Genomic DNA, 24,806 nt, shown 5'->3' with positions numbered 1-24,806 from the left:
ACAAATACATACTTATCCAGAGAGGTAGAGGGAACGGCCCTATGAAACCTCAGCAACCCCTATGTAATTACATAGGAAGGTGCTAATTCCGCAGAGGACACTATGTGTCTTTTGAAAGATAAGGGGATTCTTGTACGTGAAAGAAAATGACCTCTTATTAAAGAGGTCATTTTTTGTTGTATAGAAAGGAAGTGTCGATGCATAATTCATTTTCAAAATAAATATAGAGTATTAAAAGTTGAATAATACGAGAGGGGAATTGTAATGAATAAATTAACGACAAAGCTAGTAGTAGCTATTGGAATTGGAGCAGCTTTATACGGGGTATTAGGGCTTTGGGGATTTTCTATCGCACCGAATACATTTATTAAACCCGCATTGGCTATTTTAACAGTTTTTGGAGCGTTATTTGGCCCGGTAGCAGGGCTTTTAATAGGACTCATCGGTCATACCGTTACAGATACGATCGCTGGTTGGGGTATTTGGTGGGGATGGGTTATTAGTTCAGGTATTATTGGTTTTGCAATGGGACTCATACAAAAAAGATTTGGTTTTAGTGTAAAACATGGAACGTATAATAACCGTGATATTTCTTATTTTGCAATTGCAGGGTTAATTGGTATTGTCATAGCTATTATATTTGCTGGAGCATTCGATATTATTGTGATGGGAGAACCGTTTGACAAAATAGTTATACAAGTACTAGGCGCAACAATTGCAGACGTTATCGTATTTTTAGTTCTTGGCTTACCAATCACGATCGGCTTAGCGAAATCAAATAAGAAACATACACATTTAAAAATTGAAAAGTAGGGATGAATACATGCAACCAATTATTTCTTTTGAACAATTTACCTTTCAATATAGGCATGCTACGCAGCCTACTTTGAAAGATATTACATTTCAAATATATCCTGGGGAAAAGGTACTTATCGCTGGACGAAGTGGTTCAGGTAAGTCAACATTAGCTCATTGTATAAATGGGCTAATCCCATTTTCTTACGAAGGGATAAGTACCGGTAACATTTTAATAGCTGGAAAGGATCCGAGAAAAGGTAGTGTTTTTGAACAGAGTAAACACGTAGGGACAATATTACAAGATCAAGATGCACAATTTATAGGCCTTACTGTCGAAGAGGATGTAGCATTTGCATTAGAAAACGATTGTGTAAATCAAATAGAAATGAGAAAGATTGTTACGGATTCTTTAAAAAAGGTAAGCATGCAGGACTTTCATACACAAAGTCCGCATGAATTATCAGGAGGTCAAAAACAGACAGTCTCTCTTGCAGGTCTGCTAACGACGAATGCAGATATATTATTATTTGATGAACCGTTAGCTAATTTGGATCCTGCATGTAGTTTGAATACAATAGAACTCATTAAAAATATACATGAGAAATATAATAAAACAATTGTAATTATTGAACATCGAATAGAAGAAATTTTAAACCTTGATTTAGATAAAATTATTTTAATAGATGAGGGAGAAGTTATTGCCGTTGGTTCACCGGATAGTATTTTAAATTCTGATATATTACCAAATATCGGACTAAGAGAACCTATTTATATAGAGGCGCTAAAGAAATTAAATTTTGATAGTAATAATGTTAAGGTATTTCCAATTGAAAATCTTCGTAATGCAGGCGTTCATAGCCTATTAAAGAACTGGATGCATAAGCAAGTTTCATCAAAAAACAAATATATTAAAAAAGTTTTATGCAAGATAGAAAATTTATCATTTACGTACAATAACAAACATACAGCCTTAGAAGATATCAACCTTTCAATAGGAGAGGGAGAAATAATAGCCTTATTGGGTCATAATGGAGCAGGGAAATCGACATTAGCTCATACTCTTATAGGAATAAATAAAACAAAGAATGGGAGAATAACATTCGATGGAGAAAATATAAATTGTTGGTCTATTCGTAAACGCGGGGAAGTTATTTCTTACGTTATGCAAAACCCAAATCAAATGATTACACAGCCTACTGTTTTAGAAGAGGTTTCATATTCATTACAATTAAAAAAGGTTTCTAAAGATGAGATTGAGACAAGAGTCGAAAAAGCTTTAAGAATTTGTGGATTATATCCATTTCGTAACTGGCCAATTCAGGCATTAAGCTATGGACAAAAAAAGAGGCTTACTATTGCATCTGTACTTATAACAAACCCAAAACTTATTGTATTAGATGAGCCGACAGCTGGACAAGATTATTACCATTACAAACAGTTTATGTCGTTTATTAGAAAACTGGCTGAAAGGGGCATATCCTTTATTATTATCACACACGATATGAATCTTGCTTTAGAATATGCAGATCGAGCGGTAGTTCTGCATGAAGGGAAAATTATTGCGGACAATACTGTATCTGCTGTTTTAGGGGATCAAGGAACGTTACAAAGAGCTAATCTACGGGAGATTTCATTAATAAAACTAGCTAAATTAAGCGGAATTCCAACTCCAGAAACATTTGTGAAACTTTATATTGAAGCTAATAGGAGGGAGGAATATGCATAATACGTATTTTTATCGTATGGATGGTGCAATTAAATTATCTTTATTTATATTTTGTATGACACTTACTTTTTTATTTTTTGATTTTCGTATATTGCTAATTTTATTTATTGTTGGATGTATCGGCCTCTTAATTGCAAAAATTCAATTGCGTAAAATTATAGTTATTTTCAGCGTTATATTTACATTTAGTTTATTAAATTCCGTTATGATTCTTTTCATTACGCCCACCCATGGATCGGAATTAACGGGATCGTATACCTCTTTTTTTTATATAGGTTATGCAACAATTACATATGAAACTTTATTTTATGCAGCTACACTTTCATTGAAATATTTTACGTTATTACCATTTACACTTCTTTTTATTTATACAACTCATCCAAGTGAATTTGTGAGCAGCTTAAATAAATTTGCTGTTCCTTATAAAATTACATATGCAATAAATATTGCACTACGTTATATACCAAGCATTCAATCTGAATATATAATCATTAGACACGCACAGGAAGCAAGAGGCGTACCTTTTGAAAAAGGAGAAGCGAGCTTGTGGATTCGTATGAAAAACCGTGTTTTAATTTTTTGGCCACTTATTATTCATTCATTAGAAAGGATTGATACTGTTTCAAATGCAATGGATTTAAGAGGTTTTGGAAAAAAGGATAAACGAACGTGGTACTATGCAAAAGACGCACAAAAGGAGGATTACATCACACTTTTTGTTGGTATTATCATTTTGATTATTGCAGTTTACTTAAAGCTGAATGTATTCCAAAGTTTCTGGTACCCATTTTAAAGCACTCTCAATAGAGTGCTTTTACTAATTTTTATGAAGACATGCTCAAAAAAAGGAGATACACATACTGTATAATACGAACCAGTTAAAATGATCAACTACCTATTAGTTTTCAAACCAAAAGGAGGAGAAAATATGAGTTTCGGTGGTTCTTGTGGTTTTGGTGGAGGTTTCGCTTTATTAGTTGTGTTATTTATTTTATTAATTATTGTTGGATGTAGCTGTTGGAGCTAAGGGTACTAATTTCTAATTAGTCTCTTCTAAATGTAAACTAAAAAAACATAGCAGATACTTTTTGTATCGAAATAAAAAAGGAGCCATTATGCTCCTTTTTTATTTATTATGCAACGTGCTCTCATTATTATATTTTGGGAATGTAATAGTTAAAGTAGTTCCTTTATTAACGATACTTCGGATTTTTAAACTGCCTCGCATCGTTTCAATAATTTTAACAGCAACCATCGTTCCTAAACCCGTACCTTTCGTTTTTGTACTAAAATATGGTTCGCCAAATCGATTAATTTGCTCTTGCGACATTCCAATTCCACTATCTTGAATCCGTATTATAACTTTATTATTACTAACAGATGCAGAAATAATAAGATCACCGCCACATGGCATTGCTTCTATACTGTTTTTTATTAAATTTAAAAAACATTGATGGAAGTGCTGTGTATTACCAATAATTGTTCCCTCTGAGAACTCTTTTGTAATATTAATATTATTCATGTTACAAAAAGGTAACATCATATTAATAACTCGATTTAACTCGTGCTCCACTGAAATATGATCTAGTTTTTCTGAAGCCGGTTTGGCAAAAGTTAAGTAATCATCAATAATTGCTTGTGCACGATTTAACTCTTCAAGAATATGTTCAATATACTCATCTTTGGATTGTTGAGTTATATTGGGTGTTTTTAAAAGTTGTGTAAATCCTTTTACAACAGTCAATGGATTCCTTACTTCATGTGAAATACTTGCAGCGAGTTGGCTGACAATCTCCATTTTTTCGACTTTTATTAATTTTGATCGCATAAATATTGCATCTTTTAAAACCTCATTAAAATAGACCATAAATAATATTAAAATAGTTGGTAATAGAATGAAATAAATAATGTACAAATTATTCACTTCAAAATCTGATAGAGTTAAAACAATTACTGTTGTAAATATTGCAAGGAAAAAAGTTAAAAACATAGATGAAGTTACTTTTATTTTCCTATTGTATGTATTAAATTTTGATGATGCGAATGCTGTAATTATTAACATCGTTCCATAAACAATGATTGTTAACAGGCTAAAACCATAAAACATAAAACGTATTATTAATAAAATCATGAGTAATGCAATACCGACTGGAAATCCACCATAAAGTGTACCAATTAAAAAGGGGATTTGTCTTAAATCGTGAATATAATTTTCATCCATATAGATGGGATACCGCATACATAAAATTAGTGGGATACTCGTACAAAGAATGATAAGTAGTTTCTTATATTTCTTCCCGAAGTACCCACTATCATAAATAAAATAAAAAACAAATATACTGCTTAAAATATAAAGAAGATTATTTAAAACATTTTGATTAATGTAAACAAAGTTCATAATACATGCCCCGTTATCCTGAATTTCAATCCCATATGTATTATACATTATAAAAGTACAAGTTTTACATGTACTTTTACAATGTATGTAGTTTTTATAGATTTTCAGTGTTATAGGCTTTTAACCATGCATTATTAAACTCTTCCATTGACGCATAGCGCTCACTACGATTTTCATTTACAGCACGGTATGCTACTTCATATAAGCCTTCACTAGCTTCCCATTTCATAAAGGAACGATCTTGCCCGCCACCTAGTAGTGCAAAAGCTATAGCCCCCATATTAAATACGTTTGTTTGTCCGTCTATTATAGAGTTAAGTTGAAACTCTTCAGGTGACATAAAACGAGATGACCCCCACATTCGTCCCATCTTATTTACATACGGCTTTTTACTGTATAAATCAATATCACAAATTTTTGTTTCATTAGTTTTAAAATTGTACAAAATACTACCGTCATAAAAATCAATAGCTACATAGTATTTGTGTTCAACGTAAGTATGGAAATTAAAAATAGAATTTAATGAAATCAGTCTGTCTTTAACGGATAATTTCTTATATTTATAAAATGGTGAGTTAGGATCATTGTATTTTGCTGGGGGTGGGAAACTCCAGTGCGGGTGAAGACATTCACCGTCAAACCAATCGAAAATTAAAACATATCCATGTTGTACAGGGTAGTGATCAATTAAACTGATAAGAGAAACGTGTTTTAATTCATTGTATATAGTAACTGAGCTTTTTAATCTTTGTATTGCTTCATTTGTAGAAGCATTATATGCGAGTGTTTGTGCCCCTGCATATTTTATAAAGTTCTTTTTCCCATTCTTTTCAACACCAAAACTTATATTACCGGAATCTTGTTGGTCAAAAACCGCAAATACTGTACCTAGTTTTGTAAGCCAATCAAAATTATGATGTTTTTTTAGTTGGAATGTTATAGTATCTAACTGAATTTTAACTGGAATATCTTTCATAATTCACCTCAAATTTAATATAATTAAGTTGTCCATTACAGTATTCGACATATTTTGTGAAATCCCTATATTTATAAACTTAAATTTTATAAATATAATAATATACAGTTATAAGGAGGAAAGCAAATGGATGGAAAAATCATAATTAAACCGTACCAACAATATTGGCATACAGAGTTTTTAAATGAAAAAAATAAAATTGTGCCGTTACTCCATGAAGAAATTATTGCTATTGAACATATCGGAAGCACAGCCGTAGAAGGGTTAGGGGCTAAACCTCTTATTGATATGATGATCGGCGTAACAAATTTACAAATTACCGAAAATTGGAGGGAAGCCCTAGAAGAAATTGGCTATGAATATGTTCCTAAAAAAACACCTAATTGGCGTTTTTTTAGAAAAGGTAAATGGAGAGCTGGTACCCACCATTTACATGTTTATATTTATAATAGCGAAGAATGGAGGAACAACCTTTTATTTCGAGACTTTCTAATAAATCATGAGTGGGCACGTGAAGAATATAGAAAATTAAAAGAGATGCTTGCTGCTACCTATCCTTTTGATCGTGTTTCATATACAAATGCAAAAGCACCGTTTATTCAAAATATATTAACATTGGCCAAAAAGAGTATTAACAAAGTATAAGTAGTATCAATTAAAGTCCTTCCTACAAAAAAAGTGTGGGGAGGATTTTGTTTTTTCATCATAATGATTTTTATTATTTTCCAGTTGTTACAATCAGATTATTTTATTTATTTCGATATTTTTAGTACATTAAAATTATTAAGGGGGATTATTAATGAAAGCTATTGTACATCAACATAAAAAAGGATTAGAAGGTTTAGAATATAAATTATCACCTGAGATAACTCCTAACATTGGAGAGGTTAAAGTGAAATTAAAAGCAGCAGGTTTAAATCATCGTGATTTATTTATAATGAATAATAGAAAAGAAATGGAACTACCATTAGTTTTAGGGTCAGATGGTGCAGGTATTGTTATAGAACTAGGAGAAGGAGTTTCAAATATTTCACTACATACCGAGGTTATTATTAACCCTAGTATTGGATGGAATAATACTCATGAAATACCAGAGTTACCTGAAGTACTAGGTGGACCAGCAGATGGAACATTTGCTGAATATGTTATTGTACCAGCAGAAAATGTAGTGGAAAAGCCATCATATCTTACGTGGGAAGAATCTGGCGTTTTATCTTTATCGGCATTAACTGCATATAGAGCGCTTTTTACAAAAGGTAGATTAAAACCTGAAGAACATGTCCTAATTCCGGGAATCGGCGGTGGTGTAGCTACTTATGCTATGTTATTTGCTAAAGCAATTGGAGCAAAGGTGAGTGTTACTTCAAGGATAGAGGACAAAAGAAAGGCTGCTGAAAAATATGGAGCAGACTTTTCTTTTAATAGTTCTGGTAATTGGGACGAGTGCCTACATGGAGAAAAAGTGGATTTAATTATAGATAGTATAGGTCCGGCGACTTTCTTAAAATATTTTGATATATTAAAACCAAATGGAAGAATCGTTAACTTTGGTGCAAGTTCAGGAGATAAAATCGAATTACCGTTACGAGCATTATTTTATAATCAAATTGATATTATGGGAACATCAATGGGAAGCCGTGAAGAATTTAATGAGATGGTTCATTTTATAGAGAAATATAATATTAAACCAATTATTGATAAAGTATATCCATTAGAAGAAGCAATCCAAGCTTTAAATCGAATGCAGCAAGGAGAACAATTCGGTAATATTGCCCTTCGTATGGAATAAGAATATGATTTCGTAACTAATATATTTAAATGAATATGTTATGTATTATATCCATGCATAGAGTGTTCACCATACTATTTAAAATGGTTTACAACCTTTATACATATTTAGCTCGTGTAAATAGTTACGCCATTGTCAAATGAATAGTAGCAAAATGAGAATTAGATGAGAAAAGTTTAAGCCCATTTTCATATTGATGTTGTATACTGTGTAAATCAAGAACACTTGTATCTTTATTTAAAGTACAATGAGTAATAATAAGGAGAGAGTAATATGAATTACACAGTATTTCAATGGATTAATAACTTTGCTGAATCATCCAAGCTATTAGATACGCTAATGATCGCTATTACAAATAGTGCTGCATATGTAGCTATACTATTTATGCTTATCCTATGGTTCAATAATGGAAAGAAAGAGAATGCAATTAGAAAACAATATACAGTGTTATATACGACACTTTCAGTTAGTATTGCATTATTAGTAAATGTTCTTATACATGCGGTATATTACCATCCGCGTCCTTTTATAACACATCATGTAAATCAATTAGTACCGCATGCAGCAGATTCATCATTTGTAAGTGATCATTCTGTACTCGTATTTTCGATTGCTTTCGTATTTATTCTAAGAGGAGAAAAACTTAAATATATCGCGTTAATATGGGCAATATTAGTCGGTGTATCACGCATGTACGTAGGCGTTCATTATCCTCTAGATATACTGGGTGCTGCGTTCTTAACATTTATTACAAGTGGATTAGTGATGCAAAGCGCACGTATATTTGAACCGTTAGCAAAATTTATTTTCAAAATGTATGCACTAGTAGCAAAACGAGTTCCTTTTTTAGCGAAATATAACCATATAGCTTAATAAAAAGAACCTACAAAAAGTAGGTTCTTTTTATTTGAAAATTCTTAAATTTCACTTACCGTATTTTATGTTAAAAAACATAGAATTAATAAAAAACAAATAGCAACAGAACTGGTTTTCTTATTGTTATAGAGGAATTAGTAAAAAAACTTCGAAAAATATAGTATCTACTATATTAAAGAACATATTTAGTAGCGCATCTTCGCATTAATGCATTGTAAAGGAAAGGAGATTAGTATGCATAAACTTCAAACGAATAAAGGCGCTCGATATATGATGATTGCTTTTATTGTTTTGTTTCTTACTATGCTTTTACGTATGTTTTATATTCAAGCGGTAGGAGTCGTGCATAATGTTAATGTAAAGGATCTTGCGAAGGAACAACAAAACAAAAATGGAGTTTTAGAGGCAAATCGCGGGACAATTTATGATCAAAACGGTAAAGTATTAGTCCAAGACTCAACGACATATCGCATCGTTGTAAACCTAAAAGGAAAAGATAAATTAAAAGATAAAGAAGATACCGCACAACGTTTAGCAGATGCGCTTGAAGTTGATAAAGAGGAGATCATGAAAAATTTTCACGAAGGACGTACGCAAGTTGAAATTGGTAAAATTGGACGTAACTTATCTAGAGAAGCGAAGGAAGAGATTAATAATTTGAAAATACCAGGTGTATCTTTCACAACAGAAAAAGCCAGAGTATACCCAAATGAAGATTTCGCCTCGTATATACTTGGTTTTGCAAGACCAGACGATAAAGGTAATGCGGTGGGGAAGTTTGGGCTTGAAGAAAGTTTGGATAAATATTTGCGCTCTACAAATGGTAATGTTTCATATGTAGGTTCAAGAAAAGGAATCCCACTTACAAATGATATAGGAAAAGTAGAACCTGCTAAAAATGGAAATAACGTATATCTTACGCTTGATAAACAAATTAATAGTTTTTTAGAAGACGCGATGAATAAAGCGGCGCAACACTATGATCCTTCTATGTTAGTAGGTATTATTGCGGATCCAAAAACAGGTAAGATTTTAGCAATGTCTAGTAAGCCTAGTTATAATCCTAACAAAGGAGACATTGAATATTTTTTAAACGATCCAATTGCGAATGCATTCGAACCAGGGTCTACAATGAAAGTTTTTACATTAGCTGCTGCAATTAATGAAGGTGTATATAACGGGAAAGAATATTTCCAATCAGGAAAATATGCAGTTGGTTCAGCAGAGATTAAAGATCATAATGGCGGCTATGGATGGGGTTCAATTACATTTGATGAAGGGTTTGAACGGTCATCGAACGTTGCTTTTTCTATTTTAGAAGATCAGTTACTGAAACCAAATAAATTCAAGCAATATATGAATTTATTTGGTTTCAATCAAAAAACAGGGATAGATTTACCTGGAGAAAGTAAAAATACATTATTGTTAAATACTCAAATTCAACAAGTTACTACATCTTTCGGCCAAGGCTCAACTGTAACTCCTATTCAAATAGTACAAGCGGCCACAGCTATAGCAAATGACGGAAAAATGATGCAACCTTATATTGTTGATAAGGTTGTAAATCCAACAAATAAACAAGTTATTATGGAAAATCAACCTAAAGAAATAGGGAATCCGATTAAAAAAGAAACCGCAGATAAGGTAAGGAACTTAATGGAGCGTGTTATAACATCATCTAAAGGAACGGGAACGATGTATAAAATTCATGGTTATCCGATTGGTGGTAAAACAGGGACAGCGCAAATTCCGAATCCTGAAAATGGACGATATATGGAAGGGAAAGATAATTATATTTTTTCATTCTTAGGAATGGCTCCAATTGATGATCCGCAATTAGTCGTATATTTAGCCATTAAGCAACCTAAATTAAAGGGGAATGAATACGGTGCTCAGCCTCTTGCTGAAATTTTTAAACCAGTTATGAAAAATAGTCTAGAATATTTAAAAGTGAAACCATATACAGAAAAGAAAATGGCAGATGCAACAAAGCAATCTGAAATAAAAGTACAAAATTATGTAAATCAAACAATGGATACTGTAAAAAATATTGCAGAAAAAGAGAAACTTCAGCCGGTATTATTAGGAGAAGGAAAGATAATAAAACAATATCCAGAGACTGGCGAAGTAATGAGTGAAGGAGATCGCATATTTCTAGTAGGAAGTAATGTGAAAATGCCTAACCTAAAAGGTTGGTCAATGCGTGATGTTATGTATTTCTCTAAGTTGTTGAAATTAGATTTAAAAACAACAGGTACAGGGTATGTAACGAGTCAAAGCATTGAAAAGGGAGAATATATACAAGAAGGTGATACTTTAAAACTAGATTTGGAACCGCCTCTAGAACCATTAGCAGAAGCGAGTACAAATTAATATCGAATTTTGTAAGAGTCTATAGTATAATAGGCTCTTTTTTTTTTAGAGTTACAAGCAATTTCACGCACCGTATTTTTTAATAAATAAAAAATCAAGTTACAAAATTATAAAGGCTGCTCACTTTTAAAAAAACTGATTATTCTTTTTAATCATTTACAATATAAAACCTATGTGATAATATGGAAAAAACCAAATGCAGTGAAGAGAAGAGTAAATAAAATGAATTTTTCACAGAGAGCTCTATTTAGCTGAAAAGGAGCAAAAATTCTTTATTGAACCAAGCCTCTGAGCAGCACATCGGAACCTTTTAAAAGTGGATGGTGTGACGGGAGCTCCCGTTATAGAGATAAGGTATAAGCATGAAAATAGTGCAGTACCTGATAAGGTTAATATGGTGACATATTAACAAACTAGGGTGGCACCGCGATGATAAATCTCGTCCCTAAGACTAAAAGTCTTGGGGACGAGATTTTTTTATTGTTTTAAAACAATTTAGAAAGCGGGTGCCTAAAGTGAAAAAATTACTTGAAGATTGGAAATATCCTTTATTACTATTGTCCGGAGTTGGTATTGCGAATTTAGGTGCATGGATTTATTTAATCGCACTGAATGTACTTGTCTATAATATGGGTGGCTCAGCCTTAGCTGTCGCTACTTTATATGTGATAAAACCATTAGCCACTTTATTTACAAACGCTTGGTCAGGAAGTATGATAGATCGTTTAAATAAACGAAAGTTAATGATTCACCTCGATATATATCGAGCAGTATTTATCGCTATTTTACCCTTGGTTCCATCCCTTTGGATTGTCTATCTCTTAGTATTTTTTATAAGCATGGCCAGTGCGATTTATGAACCAACTGCTATGACATATATGACGAAATTAATTCCAGTAGAGCAAAGACAACGTTTCAACTCACTACGTAGTTTAATAGGATCTGGTGCATTTTTAATTGGTCCAGCAGTAGCGGGGATATTATTAATAACTGGTACACCAGAGTTTGCTATATATATGAATGCTATAGCATTTCTGTTATCAGGGTTAATTACATTACTTTTACCTGATCTTGATAAAAAATACGATTCTAATACATCAAGTGATAAGTTATCTCTAACTGTACTAAAAAAAGATTGGAACAGAGTTTTAAATTTCAGCAAAAAATCTGTGTATATAGGATGTGTTTATTTCCTATTCCAAGGAATGATGGTTTTAGCTACCGCTATAGATTCACTTGAACTATCATTTGCGAAAGAAGTTTTATTGTTAACAGATAGTGAGTATGGCTTCCTAGTTAGTATCGCTGGAGCGGGTTTTATTTTAGGAGCCATAACAAATACATTTTTATCAAAAAAATTAGCACCTTCATTTCTAATTGGGATAGGATCATTATTCATTGCAATCGGATATTTGATTTATGCTTTTTCAAGTGAGTTTTTAATAGCTGCTATCGGATTCTTTGTTTTATCTTTCTCTATGGCATATGCAAATACGGGATTTTACACATTTTATCAAAATAACGTTCCGGTTCATATGATGGGACGAATCGGGAGTATATACGGGCTCGTTATAGCTGTTTTTACAATTTTTATAACGATTCTGTTCGGCGTTGCAACTCAATTCACTTCTATACAACTTGTAGTCATTGTAGGAGTATTGGTAATGCTACTTATTACTATCATATTGTGCGTGTTTACTTTATTACCATCGCGGTCTAAGGTATATTCCGCTGAATCAATAAATTCGAAATAGTTCCCTTGGTTTTTATTTGAAAATTAGGGGGTTGAATAGGAGGTTTCTTTCCCCTATATATGGAAAAATAATAAGAGGAAAGAACAATACCAATAAATAAGGGTGGTTATTATGATAAAAACAAAAGATCAAATAGAGAAAATTGTAAAAGAAATACATCGGAATATAGATTTTTCTGGGGTAGTCTTAATAAAAAAAGATGATGATATTATTTATGAAAATTCATTTGGATATGCTAACCGAAGTGAATGTATAAACAATACACTACAAACAAGATTTGGAATTGCCTCAGGATGCAAATTATTTACTGCTATCAGTATCTGTCAACTTGTTGAAAGAGGTGTAATTACTTTTCATACAAAGTTAAAAGATTGTCTACATATTAAATTCCCAAACTTTAATGAAGATATTACAGTACATCAACTTTTAACGCATAGTTCGGGTATTCCAGATTATTTTGATGAAAGTATCATGGATAACTTTGAAGACCTTTGGAAACAAACTCCTATGTATCTATTAAAAAGTTTAAAAGACTTTTTACCATTATTCCAAAACAGTAATATGATGTTTACACCAGGAAGTAAGTTTTACTATAATAATGCAGGTTTTATTATACTTGGATTAATTATAGAACAGCAGACAGGACTTGAATTTACGGAATATATAGAAAGAAACATATTTGTTCCAGTTGGTATGAATGATTCAGGCTATTTCTCTTTAGATAATTTACCAAAACATACTGCTCTCGGATATATTAAGGATGTAAATAGTCAAAAATGGAGAACAAATGCATACTCTATACCCATAAAAGGAGGTTCTGATGGCGGTGCTTACATTACTGCACCAGATATGGTGAAATTTTGGGAAGCTCTATTTAACAACGAAATATTAAGCCGCGAATATACGAAGTTACTTTTAACTCCTCATATTTTGGTGAATAATAGCCAGTCTTACGGCTATGGAATATGGATTGAGAAAAGACAAGAAAATATTTTTAAATATCATGTAATGGGATATGATCCAGGCGTGAGTTTTCGCTCGGCCGTATACCCGGAATTAGGAATTACATTAGTTATTCCATCAAATAAAGGGGCAGGACCTGAAAAACTAATGGTGGAAATAGAAGGAGCTTTTTAATTACATGGATATAAAAATTAGAGCATATAAAAAAGAAGACGAAATAGGCTAGGTACGTTGCCGTGTGTTATCTTTTTTAGATACAGCTTATTATGACAATGTACTTAGGGGGAAAGAAAAATATGAAAATCCCGCAATTGAACTAGTTGCTATACATGAAGAACAAGTAGTAGGAGACGTACGAGTAAAAAGTACGTCTTTTTACTTTTATAAATAATGCTTAAGGCTGATGGGAAATCACATTCCATATTATACAAATTAAAGTAGCTATCGTATTTCAAACAGAGACGAATATAATTTTCAAAGGTAAACAAGTATATAGGAGGACTCTAAATGGATATTCTATTTGTTATTCTACTTGTTATTCTTATAATTGTATTAATTCAAGGTAAGGAATACAAAGTGAATATTAATCGTATTTGGCTCATTCCGGCTTTGCTGTGCTTTGTAACAATCCAGTCCATTATTCATATGGGACAATTAAATATATTGCACGTACTACTATTCGTTGCAATGCTCGGAATGGGATTGGGTCTAGGAGTTATTAGGGGAAAAGCTTTAACATTTCGATTAGATAGTGAAACAGGTCATGTATTACGAAAAGGAAATTGGTTAAGTACAATTATTCTCCTTGTTATTTTAGGTGCAAAGGTTTTGATTAAGCAAAGTATGTTTCCTGGCAGTACTCACCACACATTAATGGTTGTAACAAATGCCTTTTTATGTATCACATTAGGTACCGTAATTAGTAGACGCTATTATATTTGGAAAAAATATAATGAATTAACACAAAAAGCGTAAATACATTCGTCCCTTGTTTAACAACGTTGTGAACGGTAATACTAAATAATATTGAACTTTTACAACAAGGGATGATAATATGATATTCATTTACACAGATTTCGGTGGAACGCATACAACCTCGCTAGCTGCAGCTTATCATTTGAATAAATTACCAACGGATCGGAAGTTAACGAAAGAAGAAATTTTAAATGTAGAGTACTTTAATAAACTGAAAACAGAAGATATGGGGAAAATTATTTTTCATGGACAAGATGAATATGGGAATCCAGTATATACAATTGGATGCGGGGCATCAAAGGTCGTTGTACCTGCCATGAAGCATTTAGGAGAGATTCTGCAAAAACATTATCAAAACAATGATAAGATTATTTTTTCTAATACATCACCAACAGTTCCATTGCCAATGACTTTAGGCGGTTTGTTTTCTAGAAGATTTCATATTGATTTTATTGGTGTACCGTTACTCGTATGGGGAGCAAAAATTTGCTGTGATAACATCCAGCGGCTTGTCAGTTATACGAAAGAAGCGGGGCGAATGACGAATGATTATGTTGTTATTTTAGATAACGAAACATTTAAGTAATGTAATGTTAAAAGAAGGCCGGAAAATTTTGTGGTTTTCTTTTTTTTTGATAAATAGACAAAAAACATTCACATTTATTATACATCTACTATAGCCAAAATAATAAAGTCCTGTTACTATTACAGGGGATATTCTCTTTTCGTAAGATAAATATATAGAAAAGTCAGAAAAGAGGAACAGAATAAGGGAGGAACAACATGAAGCGTGTTGCTTGGTTTACTGATAGTACAACTGCGAGTTTTACAACAGATGGTGATAACTTTGTTATCCCAATTGAAGTTATTATTGATGGAGTGTCTTATAAGGATTGTGAAGAAGGAGTTCATAAACGTCTTTATGAAGCGTTAAATGATGGAAGAACCGTTACTACTTCGCAACCTAACATAGGGGAAATGGTAGAATTATTTACTAAATGCAAAGAAGAATATGAAGAAGGCTTTGCAGTTGCTATTAGCGGAAAAGTAAGTGGGACCTATCAAAATATGAAGTTAGCTGCTGATATGGCAGGTTTCCCTTTAACTGTATTAGATAGTGAAACGACAAGTTATCCAATGGATGAACTTCTGAGAAAAGCTAAAACGTTATACAATGATGGTATGACTTTACAAGATATACATAAAACATTAGTAGATGAAAAAAGAAGGCCTTTTTATGTATTTCCAAAAAGCTTAAAAGGTTTATATGCAAGTGGTCGAGTAAAGGGAGTTCAATTTTTACTTGGAAGTTTATTAAGTGTCAACTTAATCTTAGAAGTAAAAGGCGGAGAACTTTTACTTGAAAAGAAAGTGCGTAAAATCCAAAAATGTAGAGAATACATTAAAAATGAGCTTGAAAAAGAATTACCAAAAGTACTTCATATGTTCTATGCTAACGATAAAGATGGAGCTGAAGAATGGATTTCAGATATTAAACAAGCATTCCCTGAAATGGATTTCAAGCTTTATCCATTGCCAATTTCATTTGCTGTACATGCAGGTGAAGGTACAATAGCAATTAGTTATTAAGAGGAAAACCCGTGAATAATTCGCGGGTTTTTTATTTTTTTCTACAACAAATATGAAGTATCCATTGAATCTACCCCATACTAGATAATTATGTATAGATAAAAGGATTTCCTACTATTAGAAAAGAAGTATTTATAAACAAATACTAAAATGGTAGTGATATTATGAAAATCGGTAAATTTGGAGAAAAAAATAATTTAAGTATAGATGCGATTAGACATTATATGGATCTCGGGCTAATTATCCCCGAAAAGAAGGGTGGCCATTATTTTTTTGATGAGTATTGTCAAAAAGATGTAGAGCTTATATTAGAGTACAAATGGCTAGGATTTAGTTTGAATGAAATTAAAGAATTTTTTCTTTATAAAAGTTTAGCAAAATCTATAAATTATGAAAAAGATACTTTTTACCAATCTTTATTTAAATTGAAATATGAAAAGGTGGAACATGAAATAAAAAATTTAAAGGAAAGAAGAGATAAATTAAAGGCAGCGTTAATTGATTTATCTATAACAACTCAGATTTCTAATTCAATTTTAGGGATAGATTTAAGGGTACTTAATTTTCTTACATGTTTTAAGTGTAGCGGGAATTTAATTCTTCAAGATGGAATTATTAATAGCAATCAAATTACGGAGGGGAAATTAACTTGTAATTGCGGCGAAGAGTATGTTATTAATTCAGGGATTTTAACAGCAGGTAAATCGTTTGAAACGTCTGACAGGGCTTCTTTTGAAGATCCTATTTCAAATTATATCCATGAAACTGATTCTTCTTATTTGGAGAATATACATAGAGTAGGAGAATGGGCGAAAAAGAAACTAAAACAACTAGATTTAAATGACAAGGTAATACTTGATATAGGATCAGGTCTTGGATTCTTTTTACGAAATATTTATGAAGAGCTGCCAGAGGATTGCTTATATATTGCTGTTGATCGAGATTTGAATAAACTTCTATTTTTAAAAGATGTAATTGAAAGAAGAAATTCCAAAAGAAACATTCTTTTTATTTGCGCTGATTTTTTAAGTATACCTATTCAGAATCATTCTGTTGATATTGTAATTGATCAGTCTGGTACAAGTAATTACAGTTTTGAGCATGAAAATTTTTTATTACATGAATTAAATTCCCTTTTAAAACCTGATTGTTATTTATTAAGTTCATTTATTTTATTTAAAAATTTCAGCATAAATAGCCAAATTACAACTAGATTTCGAGATAATTTTACGTCTTCAAAAGTGAAGAGAGAAATCCAAAAGCTACAGTTTAATTCCATAGATGAAAGAACTTCAGAATATATAGAACGAGGAGGAAAATACGAGGATTTCTTTGTTCAAGGAGAAGAAATTTATACATATTCATTTTTCGGAAAAAGATGGGGTTAACCCCATCTTTTTTAATTTTTCTTTTAAAAGTTTTTAATACTAGCATATTGATATTGGGTTGACCCGAGAACTTACACTATACGTAATACAAAGTTAAGTGGGAGGGAAAAGTTATGGAGCGTTTACGAATACATTTACAAAATGAAAAAAGCAATCAAGAACTAAGAAATATTTGTCTCTATGTAATTGGGAAAACAGTATCAATATTTGGTAGCTCTATTTATAGTTTTGCATTAGGATTATATGTTTTACAAATAACCGGATCAGCATTAAATTTCGCAATAACACTCATTTTAGGAACGATTCCAATGATTGTTATGAATCCATTTGCCGGCGTAATCGCAGATAAGGTTGATAAAAAGAAGCTGGTTATTTGTATGGATCTACTAAATGGATGCTTATTAATTGCTGTTTATATAGTAAGCAGCAATTATGGATTAAACTTATTCATCATTTATGCTACTACCTTTCTTATGTCGGTATTTACAACATTCTTCGGAATAGGATTAGAAGCCGCAAAACCAAATATCGTCTCTAAAGAGAAGCTAATGAGTATTAACTCTATAAGTAAAATTATCGATTCTGTATCTTTGATTCTCGGTCCTATGTTAGGTGGCATCATTTTTGCTGTATTAGATATAAAAACTTTTATAATTATAAATGGTATTTCATTTATTCTTTCGGGCATATCCATATTGTTTATTCACTTTAAATTGTTCGAGTACAACATAAAAGATGGATGTTCAAAAAGAGAAATTAATTTTATTAAAGATATAAAAGAGGCGTTTTCTTACTTAATTGAAAGGGAAAGCTTAAAAAATACGTTTCGTATTTTAACTGTACTTAATTTCTTCCTAGGTTTTGCTGTAATCGTCCCATTACCATACATAATAAACACAGTTCTCAATCTTAGTTCGAAGCAATTTGGCATGATTCATGGGACTTTTCCAGTAGGAATGATAGTTGGTGCAATATTAGTAAAAAAGATAACTGATCGTTTTTCTTATTCCTATCTTTTAAAAAAATCAAGTTTTATGTTGGCAATTTTTATGATAATTTCAGGGATTCCAATTTCATTCAAAAGTATTGAAGTAGATAATTTTGTATACGTTACTACGTATTGCATTATTATGTTCTTTTTAGGGCTAATGATAGCACTAATTGATATTCCTTTAACTTATTTCATGCAAAAAGAGATTCCCGATGAATATAGGGGAAGAGTGCTCAGTATTGGATTAAGTATAGGTAAAATGATGCAGCCAATAGCACTAGCATTATCGGGTCTATTATTAAATTATATTCCAGCCTACATGCTTCCAATTGCAGGAGGGATAGTATTTCTTATTTTAAATAAAGCTTACTCAAATAAGTTGAATTTAGAAATTCATTCAAAAGATTATAGTGTTTTGCGTAGCTAAGTGATATTGTTAAATGTTTAAAAAGCACAGGAACATCATCCTGTGCTTTTCTATCGTAATTCAGCTGTCTTTCTAATGACAATCTTATCAATATCATCTTCTTCTTCACCAATAAATAACCCGCGCTCTTTTAAATATGTTTCAAAGTATAAATCTGCTTCTGCACGTTCATCATATGGCTTTACAGATAGAACGAAACCTAATTTATTTTGCTCCTCTAAATGAGAAGTGGAGATGTAAGCCGGTACATTGTGGCGTAAAAAGAGCTCTTTAACAGGAATGATCATATCTTTCATTAACTTCGTTAACATACCCATTTCAAACTCAAAATTAAAGCGATCTATACTAGATAAATCCGCGAATACTACACCAATAAAACCTGTATTAAATACTTCTTGATATTCTACTTCTTCGTTACCGTAAAAATTCTTTTCGATTAAATAATTTATAAAGTAAGCAACGCCATCACTTTGTTCAAACGGTTTTGTTGAAAGAACAAAGCCGATTTTCTTTTGTTTATGTAAATACACACATGACATGTGTGCGGATATATTATGTTCTTTAAATAATGCACTCGTTGCCCCAGATAGACCATCTAGTACGTGATGAACAATTTGAAGTTTTTTACGAGCGAAATAATAGGATTTCTTTTGTAACTCCAATGTATCAATAAAGACAGAGCCGATAAAGCCTGTATTTGAAATAATAGGTGTTTGCTTTTTTCTTCCTCTGCGCTTTGCTTGAGTCATTGTTGAAATCATCCCTTCATGTACAAATAAATTAAAAGAACGTTTGTTCGTATATTTATATTTTACTATTAAAACGCACTAAAGTAAAGGGTTTTTGACGAAAAAACAATAAAAAAGACACCTATAAAAGGTGCCTTAAACGTTGCAGGGAAGAGGTTTCATCCCATTATTTATATTAAGATACAGATACAATCTCTTCTGTATCTTCTACATCTAAATGACAGTCCATAGTACGAACATCTTGATCTTCATGACTTCCGAAATAAATAGTAATTTTCATATGTATCGCTCCTTTATTCTAGGAATACCTAAAATAATTACTAGTAATGTTAATATTTATTATATACCACTTTTTTCATTCCGACAACGTTATATCATTTTTAATTCTTTTAGGGCGCAAAGAGTGATTTATAGAGATATTTTTATAGAAATAGGTACATTTCTTATATGATATATTTAATACTGAAGGATTCGAATACGAATTTTTATGAAAGGAGCAAAATGAATGAATTATAAACAGTTACTAATAGACAATTTTACATATAAAACCTCATATATTGCGCGGCAGGTAAATGGAATGGATGTAAAAGAAACGAAGGATTACATTACTGTCGACTGCGGATTACCTGCAGATACATTTAATATTATCACACTACTAAATAGTAATGTAACGGAAGGAATCGAGAAATTATATAAGGAGGTAGAATACTATAATCAAAAGAAATTTCCAATGAGTGTTTGGTTTTGGGATGATAAGCAAGAACAGACTATAAAAAGCGAATTAATCAAACTTGGTTTAAAAGAAGCTGAAAAGAATATCGCGATGGTAGCAGAATTAAAAACAATTCATCCAAGAATAAACATGCCAGTAGGTTTTACGATACAAAAAGCATCTTCTTCAGGACAAATCAAAAAGTTTGGAGAAACGTTAGCTAATCTATTTGGTACATCAGAGGAAGGTAAAAATGTACAAGCATACTATAATCAAATTTCTTCTTTAAGTTTATGGAATAGCGATAACATGAAACTATACTTAGGTCTTTATAAAGGTGAGGTAGTATCTGTTGGCTCTTTAGTATGTACGAAAGATAGTGTCGGTATTTATGATATAGCGACTAAAGAAGAAATGAGAGGACAAGGATTCGGCTCTACTATGTTTAATTTCTTGCTGCAAGAAGCTGAACAACTAAAAAATACGTATTGCGTATTACAAGCTTCACCTGATGGAATAAATATTTATAAAAAATCCGGCTTTCAAGTTGTAGGACAAATGACTGTTTTTGAAAATCGGCATTTATTTGAGTAAATCATCCAAGTCAAATTGTTTTAAATATAGGAGTTAACATACCGTTATGAAAAAAACAACTATAATTACAATCATTTGTTTCTTCATAGTAATAAGCATCTTTGTTTTTCAACAAGTAAATGAACATAATTATATAAAAGCTACTAATCAATCAAATCATATAAAAAACATTGCGCATAGAGGTGCTTCTGCATATGCACCAGAACATACAATAGTTGCTTATACATTAGGACAACAATTAAAAGGTGACTATATAGAAATAGATCTCCAAATGACAAAAGATGGACATTTAATAGCTATGCATGATGAAACATTAAACCGTACAACAAACGGTGCGGGCTTAGTAAAAGAGCATACATTAGAAGAAATAAAGAAACTAAATGCAGGATCTTTTTTCAATAAAAAGCATTCTAATTTAGCAAAGAAAGAATTTGAAGATGCTACAGTTCCAACAATAGAAGAAATTATTGAAACGTTTGGACATAATGCTAACTATTATATCGAAACAAAATCGCCAGATAAATATCCTGGAATGGAAGAAAAACTATTAGAAATTATTAATCATTACCAAATAAATGATAAAGTTATTATTCAATCATTTATTGAAGAAAGTCTGCGAAAGATTCATAATTTAAATGCCAATATACCGCTAGTACAATTATTATCACATAAAAAAGCAGTTCAATTAACAGAATCAGAAATAGAAAAGTATAAAACATACTGCATAGGTCTTGGTATGAATTACAAATATATTGATGCAACCTACGTAAAAAAAATAAAGAATTATGGATTAGAAGTTCATCCATTTACAGTAGATAATGAAAAAGATATGAAAAAGTTACTAGTATGGGGTGTAGACGGCATGTTTACTAATTATCCGGATCGTTTACATTCAATATTGGATTTGAAAAATCATAAATAAATAGAATTACCCGATAGGAAATGATGTACGGCTGTTTTCCTGATGGCAACATAATTGAATACATTGAGCCGAAGTTTAAATAACTATGCAAAAGAGAAAACAAAAAGAATCCAATAAAAATATTGGATTCTTTTTATTTAGTTCTATGCACCCATCGTGAAACAATAGGATAATGAAATTCTTTATTTTGTAATTCATATAAAATCCCTTTAAGTGGTCCTAAAATTACGGCGGCTAAAAGTATTATATATAGTGGAATTGTTCCAAAAATAACAAATAAGGAATTTGTACTCAAGTCAATGTGTAATAAGGAAAGCATGATCGTACGGATTACTACGAAGTTCCAAAGAAATACAGCGAGCCATACTCCAAATTGGAAAAGGGCTGATTCTAGATTCATCTCTTTTATACTTTGTGATTTGAAAACGAAATAAAGTATGAGCGGTATAAAGAAAAGTGTATTACCAAAGAGGAAAAAGGCCAAGAAAGATAATAAAGTAATTGCATGTATCACTAGTTTAATGTTTTTATCTTGTGATAGTATCATTAAAATCCTCCTATATTTAATTTAGATGGTAAAAAACAATATAACCCATTATATCATAGGAAACATGAAATCTAAATAATCACACTATTCTCTGTATTGAGCATAATTTTTCATAAGATTACTCAGAAAGTAATCAAAATGCAACTAATTTTCCCTCTGTTTTTTATATTTTTTTGATACACTGGCTACGAGAGGAATGCCAATTAAGGTAGGTAAAAACCAAAACCATATAGGCGGCAGTAAATTAATAATTGGAATATGAATTCCGACGTTTACTAAAAGTGCGGTTACGGCACCGATATAGGAGCCTAACATACCTCTAATATGGTGATGAACCCAATTTTTCCAACGCTTTTTTCCTGCAAGATAGCCATAAATCGCAAATGAATAAGAGAAAATTGCTACATAAAATAAATATGCGATTTTATCCCAGTTTATAATGGACAATATAATTGCAGTAAGAGTTATTACAACGTAAGATGCATGATATATTTCTCCCCATTCTGTATGTTTCCCTTTCTTTTTTTGAGCAAGCATCGCTACAATTCCCGTAATTAAACATATGGTTCCAAATAATATGTGAATGGTCAAAAGGATATTGAAAATGCTCATATTAATTTCTCCTTTTTATTCTTATAGTATTGCAGTATAGGAGAAAAGTTGAATAATATTGTTAGTTCGACTTAATATATTGAAATAAGGGTATCCGCTAAAGATTGACGGTGATTCTTATGAAGAACTCATTTTATTAGGAAACGAAATGCGATTGTGGTAAATAAGATATAACAAAAATCCTCTTTACATTAAAGAGGATTTTTGTTATTCCATCAACCCACGGATCAATTCACTTAATATATAAATTCCTCGATTGATTTCTTCAGGGGAAGCATATCCATACGATAAACGTATATATTGATCTGATTCTTCTTCATAAATACGTCCTGGATTTAAAAGAATGCCCTTCGATAATGCTTCTGAAAATAGTTTTTTCATCGAAATGTTAGGCACTACCCTTAGCCATATAAAAAATCCACCTCTAGGAATATCCCATGTAGTAATGTCAGCACAGTACATATTTAATGCTTGTATCATTATTTGTCTTCGTTCTTTTAGATGAATCCTTACATTGGCTACGTGCTCCTCATAAAAACCTCTACTCAACCATTCTGCAGCAACTCTTTGAGATAAAGAACTTGACCCATAGTCAGTTTGCATTTTTATGTCTGATAATCTCTCAATAACAGGCTCTGGTCCGATAATCCAACCAATCCTAAGTCCTGGGCTAAGTGTTTTAGATAGACTACCGATATATAAAACATGTCCATATTTATCCATCGACTTTAAAGGAGGGGGCGGTAGTTCATCCATCCATAACTCACGGTAAATATCATCTTCAATGATAGGCAATTGTTCTTTTTCGCATATTCTTAGTATTTCTTTTCGTCGATTCTTGGACATTAATACACCCGTCGGATTTTGAAAACAAGGAATCGAATATAAAATATTTTTCTTTTGACTATAATTAATTCTTCTTAACAAATCATTAGGGATAATTCCATGTTGATCCATCTGTATTCCAGAAAGGTGAATATTAGCCGATTGAAATACGTGAAGAGAATATAAGTAAGAAGGTCGTTCAAGTAAAACAGTTGACTCTCTATGTAAAAGACCGATTGATATTAATTGTAATGCCTGTAATGCACCAGAGACTATTAATATAGAGCTTGGTGATGTATTTATTCCAAATGATTTTACATAATTACTTATTGCTTCACGTAAAGGGAGATATCCTTTTTGTTCTTCATATCCGAAATAATCTAGTTCCTCACATACGTTACGCATAATGAATTGCATAGTTTCTAACGGGAAAAGATGAGGTGCAAGTTCTCCTTTACTAAGATGAATCAATTTTTTATTTGCTTCTGCTTCATTTATTTCTCGTACCATTAACTTGCTTGGTTTATGAATACCAGCCTTTACATATTCACTCCAATCGGGCGGGGGATTGGTGGCTAATAATGACCATGTATTATTCGTTACAATTGTTCCTGACCCGATTTTCCCTTGAATTAAGCCATCTGCCATAAGTTCTTCTAGTGCAATTATTACAGTACTACGATTTACATGAAATAATTTCGCTAACTGCCGCTGGCTAGGAACCTTACTTCCAATTGGCCATTCTCCGTATTCAATTTTTTCTTTCATATAGTCTATTATCTGCCGATATTTAGGCAGTTTTTTATCAGTAGACATATTAA

The 24,806-nt window shown here is 31.7% G+C and carries 23 protein-coding genes, 1 pseudogene, 1 riboswitch and 1 other annotated feature; of the genes and pseudogenes, 18 read left to right on the top strand and 6 right to left on the bottom strand.

The window, feature by feature from the left end; genetic code table 11:
• Positions 1–9 precede the first annotated feature (9 nt).
• Positions 10–125, top strand: a riboswitch (SAM riboswitch).
• Between the two features lie 139 nt (positions 126–264).
• The 4 genes from NSQ69_RS13200 to NSQ69_RS13185 all read left to right on the top strand — a co-directional run bounded on the left by NSQ69_RS13200 (position 265) and on the right by NSQ69_RS13185 (position 3,551).
• On the top strand, positions 265–813 hold the full coding sequence (locus NSQ69_RS13200; RefSeq protein WP_002168272.1) for an ECF-type riboflavin transporter substrate-binding protein: 549 nt from the start codon (positions 265–267) through the stop codon (positions 811–813).
• A 10-nt stretch (positions 814–823) separates the two neighbouring features.
• Positions 824–2,524 carry an ABC transporter ATP-binding protein gene (locus NSQ69_RS13195; RefSeq protein WP_002168273.1) on the top strand — a complete coding sequence of 567 codons (1,701 nt, stop codon included), beginning with the start codon at positions 824–826 and terminating at the stop codon, positions 2,522–2,524.
• Entirely contained in the window at positions 2,517–3,317 is an 801-nt protein-coding gene (locus tag NSQ69_RS13190; protein ID WP_002127638.1) for an energy-coupling factor transporter transmembrane component T family protein, read from the top strand. The genes NSQ69_RS13195 and NSQ69_RS13190 overlap by 8 nt, the downstream gene beginning before the upstream one ends.
• A 135-nt stretch (positions 3,318–3,452) precedes the next feature.
• Positions 3,453–3,551 carry a YjcZ family sporulation protein gene (locus NSQ69_RS13185; protein WP_000007808.1) on the top strand — a complete coding sequence of 33 codons (99 nt, stop codon included), beginning with the start codon at positions 3,453–3,455 and terminating at the stop codon, positions 3,549–3,551.
• 99 nt (positions 3,552–3,650) lie between these two features.
• On the opposite strand, the gene NSQ69_RS13180 is transcribed toward NSQ69_RS13185, so the two are convergent.
• Together NSQ69_RS13180 and NSQ69_RS13175 are read right to left on the bottom strand one after the other, a co-directional pair.
• A complete protein-coding gene (locus NSQ69_RS13180; protein WP_002127637.1) occupies positions 3,651–4,970 on the bottom strand; it encodes a sensor histidine kinase in 1,320 nt (439 codons plus the stop codon).
• A 46-nt stretch (positions 4,971–5,016) separates the two neighbouring features.
• Entirely contained in the window at positions 5,017–5,898 is an 882-nt protein-coding gene (locus NSQ69_RS13175) for a serine/threonine protein kinase (RefSeq protein WP_078203299.1), read from the bottom strand.
• Between the two features lie 126 nt (positions 5,899–6,024).
• On the opposite strand from NSQ69_RS13175, the gene NSQ69_RS13170 reads away from it, so the two are divergent.
• The 12 genes and pseudogenes from NSQ69_RS13170 (at position 6,025) to NSQ69_RS13115 (ending at position 19,024) form a co-directional block, all read left to right on the top strand.
• A complete protein-coding gene (locus tag NSQ69_RS13170) occupies positions 6,025–6,543 on the top strand; it encodes a GrpB family protein (protein WP_002127634.1) in 519 nt (172 codons plus the stop codon).
• Positions 6,544–6,697: 154 nt separating this feature from the next.
• Positions 6,698–7,687, top strand: a complete 990-nt coding sequence (locus NSQ69_RS13165; protein WP_263894878.1) for a zinc-binding dehydrogenase — start codon at positions 6,698–6,700, stop codon at positions 7,685–7,687.
• Between the two features lie 273 nt (positions 7,688–7,960).
• Complete coding sequence (locus tag NSQ69_RS13160; RefSeq protein ID WP_078207079.1) at positions 7,961–8,560, top strand: undecaprenyl-diphosphatase; 600 nt, start codon at positions 7,961–7,963, stop codon at positions 8,558–8,560.
• 237 nt (positions 8,561–8,797) lie between these two features.
• Positions 8,798–10,936, top strand: a complete 2,139-nt coding sequence (locus NSQ69_RS13155) for a penicillin-binding protein (protein ID WP_078203296.1) — start codon at positions 8,798–8,800, stop codon at positions 10,934–10,936.
• Between the two features lie 192 nt (positions 10,937–11,128).
• Positions 11,129–11,386 (top strand) — a binding site (T-box leader).
• A gap of 65 nt (positions 11,387–11,451) precedes the next feature.
• Positions 11,452–12,690, top strand: coding sequence for an MFS transporter (locus NSQ69_RS13150; RefSeq protein ID WP_341099354.1), 1,239 nt, complete (start codon positions 11,452–11,454; stop codon positions 12,688–12,690).
• 111 nt (positions 12,691–12,801) lie between these two features.
• Positions 12,802–13,827 (top strand): serine hydrolase domain-containing protein, encoded by a 1,026-nt coding sequence (locus NSQ69_RS13145; RefSeq protein WP_016120294.1) that lies wholly within the window; start codon positions 12,802–12,804, stop codon positions 13,825–13,827.
• Between the two features lie 64 nt (positions 13,828–13,891).
• A pseudogene (locus NSQ69_RS13140) lies at positions 13,892–14,017 on the top strand (GNAT family acetyltransferase); the annotation flags it as partial.
• Positions 14,018–14,160: 143 nt separating this feature from the next.
• Positions 14,161–14,628, top strand: coding sequence for a DUF1453 family protein (locus tag NSQ69_RS13135; RefSeq protein ID WP_002168280.1), 468 nt, complete (start codon positions 14,161–14,163; stop codon positions 14,626–14,628).
• A gap of 79 nt (positions 14,629–14,707) precedes the next feature.
• Complete coding sequence (locus NSQ69_RS13130) at positions 14,708–15,214, top strand: DUF3189 family protein (protein ID WP_002110178.1); 507 nt, start codon at positions 14,708–14,710, stop codon at positions 15,212–15,214.
• Between the two features lie 197 nt (positions 15,215–15,411).
• Positions 15,412–16,218: a DegV family protein gene (locus NSQ69_RS13125; RefSeq protein WP_002127627.1), complete on the top strand. Its 807-nt coding sequence runs from the start codon at positions 15,412–15,414 to the stop codon at positions 16,216–16,218.
• 164 nt (positions 16,219–16,382) lie between these two features.
• Complete coding sequence (locus NSQ69_RS13120) at positions 16,383–17,606, top strand: methyltransferase domain-containing protein (RefSeq protein ID WP_341099350.1); 1,224 nt, start codon at positions 16,383–16,385, stop codon at positions 17,604–17,606.
• 113 nt (positions 17,607–17,719) lie between these two features.
• On the top strand, positions 17,720–19,024 hold the full coding sequence (locus NSQ69_RS13115) for an MFS transporter (protein WP_078214393.1): 1,305 nt from the start codon (positions 17,720–17,722) through the stop codon (positions 19,022–19,024).
• Between the two features lie 50 nt (positions 19,025–19,074).
• Here the strand turns inward: NSQ69_RS13115 and NSQ69_RS13110 are convergent, their stop codons facing one another.
• Positions 19,075–19,773 carry a hypothetical protein gene (locus tag NSQ69_RS13110; protein WP_002168283.1) on the bottom strand — a complete coding sequence of 233 codons (699 nt, stop codon included), beginning with the start codon at positions 19,771–19,773 and terminating at the stop codon, positions 19,075–19,077.
• A 505-nt stretch (positions 19,774–20,278) separates the two neighbouring features.
• Here NSQ69_RS13110 and NSQ69_RS13105 point away from each other — a divergent pair.
• Together NSQ69_RS13105 and NSQ69_RS13100 are read left to right on the top strand one after the other, a co-directional pair.
• Positions 20,279–21,079, top strand: a complete 801-nt coding sequence (locus NSQ69_RS13105) for a GNAT family N-acetyltransferase (RefSeq protein ID WP_002127623.1) — start codon at positions 20,279–20,281, stop codon at positions 21,077–21,079.
• 46 nt (positions 21,080–21,125) lie between these two features.
• On the top strand, positions 21,126–22,001 hold the full coding sequence (locus tag NSQ69_RS13100; RefSeq protein WP_341099348.1) for a glycerophosphodiester phosphodiesterase: 876 nt from the start codon (positions 21,126–21,128) through the stop codon (positions 21,999–22,001).
• A gap of 133 nt (positions 22,002–22,134) precedes the next feature.
• On the opposite strand, the gene NSQ69_RS13095 is transcribed toward NSQ69_RS13100, so the two are convergent.
• From NSQ69_RS13095 to pdxR, 3 genes are all read right to left on the bottom strand, one after another.
• A complete protein-coding gene (locus tag NSQ69_RS13095) occupies positions 22,135–22,548 on the bottom strand; it encodes a DUF4870 domain-containing protein (protein WP_002141962.1) in 414 nt (137 codons plus the stop codon).
• Positions 22,549–22,692: 144 nt separating this feature from the next.
• Entirely contained in the window at positions 22,693–23,160 is a 468-nt protein-coding gene (locus NSQ69_RS13090) for a hypothetical protein (RefSeq protein ID WP_016120287.1), read from the bottom strand.
• A gap of 207 nt (positions 23,161–23,367) precedes the next feature.
• Positions 23,368–24,801 (bottom strand): MocR-like pyridoxine biosynthesis transcription factor PdxR, encoded by a 1,434-nt coding sequence (pdxR, locus tag NSQ69_RS13085; protein WP_078203293.1) that lies wholly within the window; start codon positions 24,799–24,801, stop codon positions 23,368–23,370.
• Positions 24,802–24,806 lie beyond the last annotated feature (5 nt).

Source organism: Bacillus sp. FSL R10-2201 (assembly GCF_038008665.1).
GTDB lineage: Bacteria > Bacillota > Bacilli > Bacillales > Bacillaceae_G > Bacillus_A > Bacillus_A mycoides.
Note: the sequence above shows the minus strand (reverse complement) of the source record. Positions and strands in the feature narration are given on the sequence as shown.